This is a genomic window from Alkalimarinus alittae, assembly GCF_026016465.1.
GTDB lineage: Bacteria > Pseudomonadota > Gammaproteobacteria > Pseudomonadales > Oleiphilaceae > Alkalimarinus > Alkalimarinus alittae.
This window is the reverse complement of sequence record NZ_CP100390.1, coordinates 3,046,003-3,057,496: the sequence shown is the minus strand read 5'-3', so window position 1 is coordinate 3,057,496 and position 11,494 is coordinate 3,046,003. Positions and strand designations below refer to the sequence as shown.

Sequence of the window (11,494 nt, the reverse complement as noted above, 5' to 3'; positions counted from 1 at the left end):
ACGTGTTTAGGGTGGCTCGCTTGTTTAAGCGCTCGCGCTCGCGTTCGCTATTTTGGCAAGCTCGGCTTTGACGGCGGCTAACTGTTTCATGACTTCATCGCGAGGGCCAAAGTGCTGCACCTTACCGTCTTTCATGACCAGTAATTTATCAATATGTCGCAAAATAGAGGTGCGATGGCTAATCACAAATACCGTGGCACCTTCTTGTTTTAAGATATCCATGGTATGGGTTAACGCTTGCTCGCCTTGTTCATCAAGGTTTGAGTTGGGTTCATCGAGCACCACAATTTTTGGTGAATCATACAATGCTCGCGCTAAGCCAATGCGCTGGCGTTGACCGCCCGATAGTGAGCCTATGTCTGCGCCAATCGGGGTGTCATAAGCTTCTGGTAAGCGTAGGATTAATTCATGTACGCCGGCTTTTTTAGCAGCAGCGACTACTTTTCCTGGATCGATTTCACCAAAGCGGGCGATGTTTTCACTGACGGTGCCGTTAAATAGCTCTATGTCTTGAGGTAAGTAACCAATATGAGGGCCTAGCTCGTCTGCGTTATAGTGCTGTATTTCAGCGCCATCAATGCGAACCGCACCAGCATAGGAGGGCCAAATACCCAGCATGGCTCGGGCCAGAGTTGATTTACCTGCAGCACTGGGGCCTACAATGCCGACATGCTGACCAGGCAGCACATTAATATTAATACCGCTGAGGGCGGGAGTTTTAGACCCAGGGGGGACCACTACCAAGTTTTCTATATTGACCTGCCCGGTAGGTGCAGGTAATTGCATGTTTCTTTCGTCTGCGGGGATGGCAGTTAACACCTCGGTTAAGCGGCCTCTTGCTGCGCGAGCGTTGTTGAAGCCAGACCAGCTGTTAATGAGCAGGTCGAGTGGGGCGAGTGCACGACCCATTAGGATTGAACCTGCGATCATCATACCGGGTGACATTTCATTAAGAACTACATAATAAGCACCTAAGCCGAGTATTAGCGACTGGAAAATCATGCGTAATACTTTACTTAAATTTGAATAAATACCTGCTTTGTCACTGGCTTGAGTTTGTTTCTCTAAAAAGGTTTGGTGCTGTTTAAACCAACGCCCCATGATGCTGGGTAACATGCCCATCGCGTGTAAGACTTCGGCGTTGCGTAAGTTACTGGTTGCTAGGTTTTGGGCTTTAATGTTCTCGCCATTCGCTTCGGAAAGTAGTTTTTTGGTGCTGCGCTCATTGAGCACAGCAACGCAGAATAAGATCACAGCTGCGGCCGTCGCAAACCAACCAAAAGCAGGGTGGAAGACAAACAATAAACCGATATAGATAGGCATCCAGGGTACGTCGAAAAAGGCAAACAAACCATTGCCTGTCATAAACTGGCGTATGCTGGTGAGGTCGCTTAGGGGTTGCGAGGTACGCTGATTGGGTGAACGAATACCAAGCTCAAACATCGCTGAATATACCCGCTGGCTAAGGCGCTGGTCTAACTGGTTGCCAATGCGCACTAAGATGCGTGACCTGACCCATTCAAGCACCCCGACAACGCCAAACATAAATATCATAATGAGTGTTAAGAATAGAAGGGTTTCGAGACTTCTAGAGGCTACCACCCGGTCGTAAACCTGAAGCATGTAGAGTGGGCCGGTTAGCATTAGCAAGTTGATAAACATGCTGAAAAAACCCGCAGCAAAAAAACCTTTTTTGCTGTACTTAAGCGCTGCTTTTATATCGTCGGTGGTGTGGACTGTGCTCATGGTTGTCTCATTAAGTCTAAAGAAAAGCAGCCAAAGGTTTGCAGTGTATTGCTCTAATGAGCTCAGTTGGCTGACTTAACTCTAAGGTAAAAATTTAGGTTGCTGGTTAAATGGGGTTTTAATTGTGAAAAACAAGCGTCTTGTTAAGATTAATTTGGCTTTATGGTTTGTTTAGTCAAAAGAGAATAGGTCGTCCTTATCGCCAAATAAGTCATCTAGGTCGGGTTCTGTTTGATCATTGGTTTCTGCCATTTGGTTCGCTAGTGTTTGTTGGGCTGTTTCAATTTCAGTGAGTGCTTTTAATCGCGACTCAGAGTGAAGTTGCCCGTAGGCCATACCAAGGGCACCACTACTGTTAAGTTCAGCTAGCTGTTCTGGAGGTAGGTTTTTAAGTGCTTCAAGATCGATATGATAAAGCCCTTGAAGTACTTTTTCTTGAGGTTGGCCGTTTTCAACTGCAATGTTGAAGTGAATATCCCAAGGCACGATTAAGTTGGCTTCATTGAGGGCTTTACACATGGCTAGTGTTGCTTGCCTGTTTTTCATGGACTCTGCCAAAAAATTGGATATTTCTTGTAAGCGTGGCGTTAAAGATTGGTCACTTTCAAAAAAGCGAGTGTCTTGCTCGGTCGGGGTGTCATTGATTGCACTACTGTGAATGCTGAGCTGCAATTGTTGTTTTTCGCTATTGGGTAATAAGGCAAATGGATACGCGCGATAAAATGCAGGCATGTAACCGCCTACCCAGAGTCCATCTGGCATAAGAAATGCGTTTTTTCCAGGTGATAGCGACTGTAAACCCACAAGATTAAATGTTTCACTTGAGCCTTGAGGTGTTATTTGGAAGGCAATGGGCATTTGTGCTATTGCATTGGGTATTTCGGCTTGTAGTAGCGGTACGGTTGCAATCGAGGTGGCGAAGCTGTAGTTGGATGATGGTGTGAAGCCTGCAGCTCGATGTAGTGAGCGTTGAATCGCTACGTAGTTTGTCATTATTTATCTCCAGTACGACTTTAAAATGGAGGGCATTATAGCATGAAAAGCTAATTTTGAGGTTGGTTTTCAGTGATATTTATAGTATCTATTTGTAGAGTGTGGGTGTTGGTTTGGTGTGTTTTGTGGGGATTTTAGTGCACCCTAGTCATTGGTTGATGTTATGAATAGGGTGAGTTTTTTCAGTTTAATGCTTAATTAATGGTGGTTTTAGACTTGCGAATTGCTGCCTTTTTAGGCATAGATGCAGGTTTTTTATTAGTCTTGTTTGCGGAGCTTGATGAAAGTGCGTCATCAGTCAGTAGTGAGGGTAGTGATTGTAGATAGGCTGCGCGCGCAGTGCGGGCTATTGCAATTTCTGCTTCTAGTTGTTCGATTTTTTGCTCGCAAAAACGTGCGGAATCTAATTTAGCTTTAGCCTCTGGGGGTAGCTTGTCAATCTCGTATTGTTTGTCGTCGATAGTTAGCTTGGCCATTATTTCTCCAATGGGTGTGCATATTACGTTTTGAGTGTTGATTTTAGCGTAAATTATAGGTTTTTTGTAGTTAGGTGTAAAACTAAAAAACCCCACTACCAAGGTAGTGGGGTTTTTAAAACTTAACTGATAAGCGGGCTTATCAGTTATAAGCCAGTTAGCTTAAGCGAAGTTTGTTCCAACAAGTGCTGTTGCATCAGAGCCTAGATCGATGGTGCCTAGTAATGAAACAGTAGCGAATTCCGCGCCAGTGTTATCATCAGTTAGGTGGAATACTTTGTATTCGCCAGCGTTCAGGTCATTCTCAATCATCACTATGTGGTCACGAGTGCTTCCAACTAAGTCTGCGTTAGCCCCAGTTGTATTTAGTGTAGCGTCTACGATGTTAGCGTGAGCAACGGTACCAGTTGTCTTAATTGCATCTTTAAGTGCAGAAGCAGTTAAGTTTGCAAACGTCTTGGTACCAGACTGAGCAAAATCATTAATAACAGTAATTGAGTTTCCGTCAAGTACTGCGCCGCCAGCTACACTTTCTATTCCAAACGTACCTGTAATAGCTACCTGTGACTCGCTGCTACCTGTTACGCTTTCTAGGTTATCAAGGTATGCAGTAAAGTCTAGGATGTCGCCGTTAAGTGCACCAGTAGTGAAGTTAGCGATGGTATTGCTGCCGATGTTTGTTTCTGTAAATACAATTGTTTCTACAGAGAGAGCAACAGTAGACAAAGCAATTACGTCATCGCCAGAGCCAACATTAATAATGTTGTCGTTTTGACCTTGATTGCTATCTGTACCAACTTCACCTGCTGATATAGTAACATCAACTGCAGCATTTGCAGCAATTACTGAATTGTCAAGAGTAGTTTGATCGATAACTGCTGTAGAGTCAGCAGCTAATGTTCTTCCGGCAGATATAACTCCAGCTTGCTCAGAGGCAGATAAATCTGCGAAACTTGCAGCGGTTATGCTTACATCTACGTCAGTTGATGCGTACACACCATCAACAAGAGATTTGATAACTAAAGAGTGATTCGGTCCATCTTCAGCTAACAAGAACTTGCTCAACACTGAGTCATTGTTAATTGCATCTTTAATGGCTTGGTTGATTGAAGCATCGTTACCCACGTAGTTTGTGGTTGGGATGGTTACAGTTGACTCAAAACCGTTTAAACCAGCTGCTGCAGCGGCAGTCGTGACACCACCACCTAAACCAACAGAACCAGCAGAGTAAGTTACAGTCAGCTGAGCTTTGTATAGCAATTGTGGTGCACCTGCACCGCTACCTTGGATATTCGTTTCATCTGTGTTGTCTGCATTAAATAACCAGATAGCTTTATCACCAGAGTTATCTGAATAAACAGTATCGTTACCAGTGCCTGTAGTGATAGTTGCTACACCATTACCTATAGTTCTTACAGTATCGTCACCTGCACCTGTAGAAATAACAATATTGTTTAAGGCTGCTTGGTCAGCTAACATTTCTGATGTTGCCGCGTCTACATTGATAGTAACCTGGTCATTACCTGCACCTGTATTTACCAATAGTTTAAAGTCTTCGTGAGCTGCAGCTTTTTCTGAAACTGTAAGGTTTATAGTGTCATCAGATGCCGCGGTAGTGTATTCAAACACAATGTTGTCAGATGCTACGTTGCTAGCTACGTCTTTTAGGTTGAAGTACTTAGTAATAACATTATCAGATAAATCTGCAGTTACAGCTACGCTATTCTTCATTCCTGTTGCGTCGAACACACGTACATCTTGAAGTGCGTCGATGCGGATGCTGCCTTCTGCACCAATGCTTTCAACGTACACTTCTTCTAACGTGTTGTTAGTTGAACGAATCTCGTTCACCCAGCTGTTACGGTCAACATCGATGTTGAACTGCTGAATGCCTCTTGAGTTAGATTCTAATCCAACGCTTGCATTCTGAGAGATGTTACCCGCAACAAAGTCTGCAGACTTAGAGCCACGACCTACGTTATCAAGAATTACATCAACCTGGGTTAATGTAGTTGATGTTAATGGTGCAGTGTCATCGATATCGGTGTGTACGTTGCTTGAAGCTGGTACGGTGCCGTTTGTGGTCCAGCCAATGCCTTCAAGAACTTCTGGGCCGCTGTTGGTTAATACGATGGTTGTTCCTTCGTATGTGACACCGTCAGTAGAGTTGATAGCGCCAAAGTCGCTACCCAAAGCAGCAGTTATTGCTGTGTAACCTTGTTCGATAAGTAGAGCGTTGATGCCGTCTGCAAGTTCTTGGTAAGTTGCACTTGGGCCACTCACGGGATTCTCTGCAGAAACAGTGATGACAGTTTCTGTACCGTCAGCTGCTTTCATCTTAAAAGAAACACCCGTGTAAGGGTTGTCTCGTAATGGTTCGTCATAGTTTTTCATGCCTGCCAAGTCTAACACTTCTAAGAAAAGCTGAGAGTTAGCTGTTGTTGCACCAGGCTTAGTGATGTGCTGAGTGTCGAAGTAAACTTCGTAGTTTACATTACCGGCGTCTGCACTTCTCCAGCCTAGAGTTGTCTCGTGGCTGTTGTTGCGAACGTCTTCGATGTGAAGGTTTGCACGGCTTTCAGTAGACCAGAACTGAGTTGTTCCGTTCATGTCTTGAGCGTCAACCTGTGCGAACTTGTCGATACCGCCAGCGCTGTTGTCGTTATCGCCGTTTGCGTCAACATTATTTGATGCTTGTGCACGGAAGTGAGCGACTTCTACAGAGTAAGTCTTAAGTGCGATAGCGAAACCTGCAGAGTTGCCAAGTTCAGCTACTAATGTATCTGTACCTTCGCCGCCATTGATCATGTCGCCAGATTGTGCAGAGTTTGAGTTGTTGAATATCCACGCTGCAAAAGAGTCATTACCAGCGGTGCCAGTAAGGTTATCTTGACCAGTTGTTAGCATCTGATCGAAATCTGCAGTGCTTGTTACACCTAAGTCGATTAGTGCTTTAACGTCGTCAACTGATTGTTGAGTTGCGTTTACGCTTGCAAGAACCGCTTGTAGGCTTGCTAGTGAAGAGTCGGCGTTAAGTAGTTGAGTTGCGTGATACGTTGCAACTTCAGTTTTGTTTTGTAATGCAAGACCTGCTTGACCGAAAACAACGTCAGTTGCATCGACAGCCATTAGGAAGTCAGTTGCAATTTTTGCTGTTTCGCCTTGAGAATAACCTGCGTTTAGTAGAGCAAGTACTTCGCTAGTGGCTACTGCTAGGCCTGCTGCGTCGGTATTGCCGTCCATGATAGTTTTAGTGAACTTGCTGGCAAAATCTTCGTTTGTGAACCAAGTTGGATACATTGACTGAAAAACTTCAGTGTCATCCAAGTTGTTAGCGATATCTGTAATTGAATCGCCCGCTTCGAAGTATGCAACAAATTCAGTTAAGATTTCTGCAGAGGGTGCTGCATCGAACATGCCTACAAGTAATGAGACAAGTTCTGTGCGTTGGATAGCTGTTATAGCCATTTAAAAACTCCTTGATCAAAGGTTATCTTCTTAAGTATTTATTAACTCACTAATGTGAACTAAAAAATTTTGGTGTTCTTTTCACGCTCTATTCGCTCTGTTTTTATTGCTGCGTTTTATAGTAGCTGTGAAATATTACGATTTGGTTACATACACAGATGCAAAACATGCCCTATCGTCAAATAGATGATAATTGGTGATTTAAGTATCGTCAATAGTTAATTTCTGTGAAATAAGGGCCTGTGTGCTTTGTTTAGTTGGATATGATATTTACATTGATTGTTTACATCCTTGTTAATTTTATAATGGTTTTAATTAACGTTTTAGTAGTGAGTGACTTTGTTGGAGGCATACTAGCCTCTATCTGCCAGCTTAGTATACATCTTTTTGTATATAATAAGGTTATTTTTTGTAAAATAAGTGTAATAATTTCAAGTCTGTGGGTTGACATTTTATTTTTCGCTATAATTTAGGTGGCGATAAAGTATTTTTAATGCGCGCAGGGGGGCGGTGATGCGCCAACTTAGTGTGTTTTGTAATGCAGTTGTGTGCTGTTGTGCTTGAATTAGTGCTTTTCGTAGCGCCTCTATTTCTGTTTTATCTTCTTTGTGTTTTTTGGGTTGCCTAGTCATGCTCGACACTTCAGCGGGTCGGGCTTTGAGGTTTTGTATTGTTTGCTCTGCTTCTATTAAGGCGAGTGTGCATTGGCTGGGTGCGTGCAGGGTTGCAAATAGTGTGGTGTGGCTATTAGAAACTAAGTGAAACGCTTCAGCAGTGGTTACGTCTGGCCCTAGGGTGTAGCTGCGAAACCGGTTTAGTCCGCGTATTTGATCGGCATATGCCTGTGTGGTTAGCTGTGACTGAAAGTGCTGCATGGCCTCATTTTTTTGAGGTTGGCTGTTACTTATATCGACCATGTAATTGGGGAGGAGGGGAACACCAACTTCGTAAAATGCAAGCTGGCAGTTATGGGGGGCTTCTTTTATAAGGGTGAGGGCGGCTTGTGCTACGGCCCGGTGGTCGCGGTGCATCTCCCATATTGATGGGGCTAATAGTAGGTCGTAAGGGGTGTTTGCCAGGTGTTTTTTGATGTCGTTTGCGAGATTACCGTTTTGTAATAGTTCGCCATCTTGCAGCCCTAAAAAAATAGGCGCTGGGTAATTAAGTGTTTTAGCCGCTTTTATTGACTCGTCATGGCGCTTTTTTGCTTGTGCTTTAAATTCGGCTATGGCGGCTGGTGTGTTTTGATGGGTGTGTTCACTGCGGAGCACGCCGTCGGTAACGATGAGTACGGTAATGTCTGCGCCTGCGTTGGCCATTTGGTTAAGCGTGCCACCACAGCCAAAGACTTCGTCGTCTGGGTGGGGGGCCAAAACGACTACTTTTTTGCCGGGTAGGGTATGGTGACTGTTATAGGGGGTTATGAGTTGTTCAAAGTTCATCGAAAGTCGCTGTCGCCTCCTAATAGCCACCATCGATCTTTTACGCGAAGCGCGTGTTGAGGGCTGTTTATGTTGCAGCCCGGTATAACGACTTCGGTTTTATGACTTTGGTAATCACTGCCTTTAAACCAGCTTAGTGCGCTGGGTGTGGCCCACGCAAATAGATGGGATGCTTTATAGTGGGCGGTGATTTGTCTGGCGGCTTCTATTAAGGTTAAGGCTGAGTCGCGTGAGCCGACGATATCGAGTAGCTCCATGGTGCCGTTTATATGGTGGTTTAATACTAATAGGCCCAGCGGCTGGTTGGGCTGTTCGCTATTGGCGACCATTGCAAGTAAGTAGTCGGCACCTGGTTTGTTGATGTAGCGGTGTTTAACCCACTGGCTGTCTCGGCAGCCGATGGCGACATCGTTAGTGTCTTGTTGCATGGCTTGCCAGAGTGTATCAACTTGTTGTTCCCATTGGTTGTTTTGGTGTGGGTCAATCATTTGTATTTGGGTGTTTGTGTGGTTGGCTTCTGTTAGAGGGGGCCAATGAGGCTCGACTATTTTATCGACGATGTTGTAGATGCCGCGTATAACGCCTACTTTACCTGCGCGTTCGTTGGGGAAGCCAAATGCTAATGAGTATTGTAACCCCGGGCCTACTCGAGGGCTTAGGTAGTGTTGTGAGGCTAGATAAAAAGGGCCTTTTTTGCCAAGTATGCCGCGCACGCCTTTGGTTACCATGACATCCCCCATTTGAATCATGCTTTCTGGCTGACCAAAGACCAGCCCTTTACGGGGGATACCGCCAGTGAATGCGACGATTTGTTTGTTTTCTAGCACTACTGAGCCGGGCGTGTCTGCAAAGCGGTATTTCCAGCGCCAAACTTGAGGGTCGAGTGTGTGCCCGAATACTTGCTCAAATAGCGCCAGTAAGGAGGTTTGAGAAACGTCATTTGCATTGATGGCCTGCCAGCGTTGTGTGGCGATGGCTTTTTTGGGCGCCTCTGGATTGGGTTGCTCTGGATTGGGTTGCTCAGGGTTAGATTGCGAGGCTAGCTGCCATTTATGAGGCAGGTAAACGAGGCCTCGTTCTTGATTGGGCTGGCTTATGTGCAATGTAATGGCGGGGTCTGCTTCGTCATGCAAGAAAATACCGCGCCGGCAAAATAGTAGTACCCCTAAATAGTAGGTGCCTTTAAGTAGAGGCAGTTGAGGGTGTATTAACTGAATACGGCCGTTACCTTCTGCGTCTATTTCTGGGCTTATGTTGTCTACCCAGCTGCCGCAACTGGTGATTAGCTGGCCGCCTGCGCTGTGAATGGCGATGGCGACCTGGGGTGTTTCATCTTTTAGTGTGCTATGAAACTCAATGTCTAAATGCAGGTTACTGCTTCGGCTTATTAAGTGTAGGGTGTTGCTGGTTACGCCATCTGCGGTGGCGGTTATGCGTGTTAAGCGGGCGCCAGTGTGTGAGTTTGCTTGAGTGAGCTCGGTGGTTGTGGGGGTGTCGGTTGGGGTGGCGTCAGTGGTAGCGCTGTCGTTTGCTGTGTCAGTTTGTCCAGCATCGCCTGGGGGGGGCGTGTTAGTTTGTGTTGTGCTGTCTTGAGGTGCATCCGGCTGAGGTGATCGGTTGTCAAGCTGATCTAAAAAACTCTGGTAGACGGGAATGACCGTGCTGGGCTTGCCTGTTGCTTTAATTTGCCCTTTTTCTAACCATAAGGCCTGAGTGCACAAGGCTTCTACCTGATACAGGGAGTGAGAGCAGAAGAGGATGGTTTTTCCTGCTTCTTTCATGGTCATGATGCGCTCAAATGAGCGTCTGGCGAAGTCACCGTCGCCGACTGAGAGGGCTTCGTCTATGATTAAAATATCGGGCTCGACACTGGTGGCAACCGAGAATGCCAGGCGGACGTACATGCCACTGGAGTAGGTGGTGACGGGTTGATCTATAAAGGGGCGAACGCCTGAAAAATCAATAATGTCTTCTATTTTCTTGTCGATATCTTTTTTGCTAATACCCATCACGGTGGCGGAAAGATAAATGTTTTCTCGCCCGGTAAATTGTGGGTTAAACCCTGCGCCTAGCTCTAACAGTGCGGCGATACGGCCATTAATGGTTAGCTTGCCCGATGTAGGTGTGAGTGTGCTGCAAAGCAGTTGTAGCAGGGTCGATTTACCCGCGCCATTGCGACCTACAACGCCGAGTACTTCTCCTTTTGGGAGTTGAAAGCTGACGTTGTTAAGGGCTGAGTACTCTTTAAAGTAGGTGCGTTTTCGGCCAAATAGTAGTTGTTTTAGCCGGTCTGACGGTGCGTTGTATAAATGGTACACCTTGCTGAGTTCGCTTGCCTCTATTGCATAATCGGTGTGAGCGTTGTTTTCAGAGGACATCGGCAAACCCTTTGCGTGTTTTGTGGAAGCATGCAGCACCCATTACGGCTATGGTGATAGAAAACATTAAATAAAGCCCTAGTGCATAAAAATTTGGCCATTCTGCATGGAGTACGACCAGCCTAACTGAATCGATAATGAGGGCTAAGGGGTTCCATATCATAAGCTCTTGTACTAAATCGGGCAGGGCAGTGATGGGGTAAAATATAGGGGATAAAAACATTAAAGGCGTCAGAATTAAGCCGACTATGTGGCCTAAGTCTCGCAGGTAAACCCCCAGGGATGATAACAACCAGCTAAGACCGAGCAAAATAGGGGCAAAAGCTATAACAATAAGTGGTAAGGCAGCTAGGTGGATGGTGAGTTCACCACGCGTGATCCATGAGGCGGCTATTAATACCAGTAAGCTGAGTAGTGCAAAAAAAGCGGATGCACTCACACTGACCCAGGGGAGGATGGGTAGGGGGAAGATTACTTTTTTGACCATATTGGGTTGATCAGAAATAAGCGTTGGAGCTCTGCCAATGACCTCGCTGAACAGTGTAAACACTAATAGGCCCGAGAATAGCTGTAGGGCAAACTCTGCATCAGAGTCGGTTGCGCTGCCGGGCCACTTCGCCTTGAGTACTGAGCGGAAGACAAAGGTGTAAACACCGAGCATGGCTATTGGGGTGAGTATTGCCCACCCTAGACCTAACCAAGAGCCTTGGAATTTTTGTTTGATCTCACGTTTTACAAGTTGGTAGAGCAACCCTTTTTGTTGAGAGGGAAAAAAATAACCTTTTAGCCATTTGATGCTAACCATGCAGCTCCCTTAATTTGCAGTAAATAAATCGGGCTCACCATACCATTAAGGCTTTTTTCACGCAATGTGCATTAATGGGTCAGTTTGACGGTTGCTTTAAGGTTGGGGGTGGTTTTTTAATTAAAGGGGGGTGGTGAGAGAGCGTGTAAGCCAGGTTAGATTGGCTCTAATTGTTTATATAAGGCA

Annotated in this window: 7 protein-coding genes; all 7 read right to left on the bottom strand. The window is 45.5% G+C overall.

Features of this window, described 5'->3' with window-relative positions; translation table 11 throughout:
• Nucleotides 1-24 precede the first annotated feature (24 nt).
• The 7 genes from NKI27_RS13840 to NKI27_RS13810 all read right to left on the bottom strand — a co-directional run bounded on the left by NKI27_RS13840 (nt 25) and on the right by NKI27_RS13810 (nt 11,308).
• Nucleotides 25-1,746 carry a type I secretion system permease/ATPase gene (locus NKI27_RS13840; RefSeq protein WP_265046626.1) on the bottom strand — a complete coding sequence of 574 codons (1,722 nt, stop codon included), beginning with the start codon at nt 1,744-1,746 and terminating at the stop codon, nt 25-27.
• Between the two features lie 171 nt (nt 1,747-1,917).
• On the bottom strand, nt 1,918-2,739 hold the full coding sequence (locus NKI27_RS13835; RefSeq protein ID WP_265046625.1) for a SapC family protein: 822 nt from the start codon (nt 2,737-2,739) through the stop codon (nt 1,918-1,920).
• 194 nt (nt 2,740-2,933) lie between these two features.
• Nucleotides 2,934-3,215, bottom strand: coding sequence for a DUF6447 family protein (locus NKI27_RS13830; protein WP_265046624.1), 282 nt, complete (start codon nt 3,213-3,215; stop codon nt 2,934-2,936).
• A gap of 162 nt (nt 3,216-3,377) precedes the next feature.
• A complete protein-coding gene (locus NKI27_RS13825; RefSeq protein WP_265046623.1) occupies nt 3,378-6,683 on the bottom strand; it encodes a beta strand repeat-containing protein in 3,306 nt (1,101 codons plus the stop codon).
• Nucleotides 6,684-7,135: 452 nt separating this feature from the next.
• Entirely contained in the window at nt 7,136-8,125 is a 990-nt protein-coding gene (locus NKI27_RS13820; protein WP_265046622.1) for a PIG-L deacetylase family protein, read from the bottom strand.
• Complete coding sequence (locus NKI27_RS13815; protein WP_265046621.1) at nt 8,122-10,503, bottom strand: ATP-binding cassette domain-containing protein; 2,382 nt, start codon at nt 10,501-10,503, stop codon at nt 8,122-8,124. Before NKI27_RS13815 ends, NKI27_RS13820 begins: the two co-directional genes overlap by 4 nt.
• Nucleotides 10,493-11,308, bottom strand: a complete 816-nt coding sequence (locus NKI27_RS13810; RefSeq protein ID WP_265046620.1) for an ABC transporter permease — start codon at nt 11,306-11,308, stop codon at nt 10,493-10,495. Before NKI27_RS13810 ends, NKI27_RS13815 begins: the two co-directional genes overlap by 11 nt.
• Between the last annotated feature and the right edge of the window lie 186 nt (nt 11,309-11,494).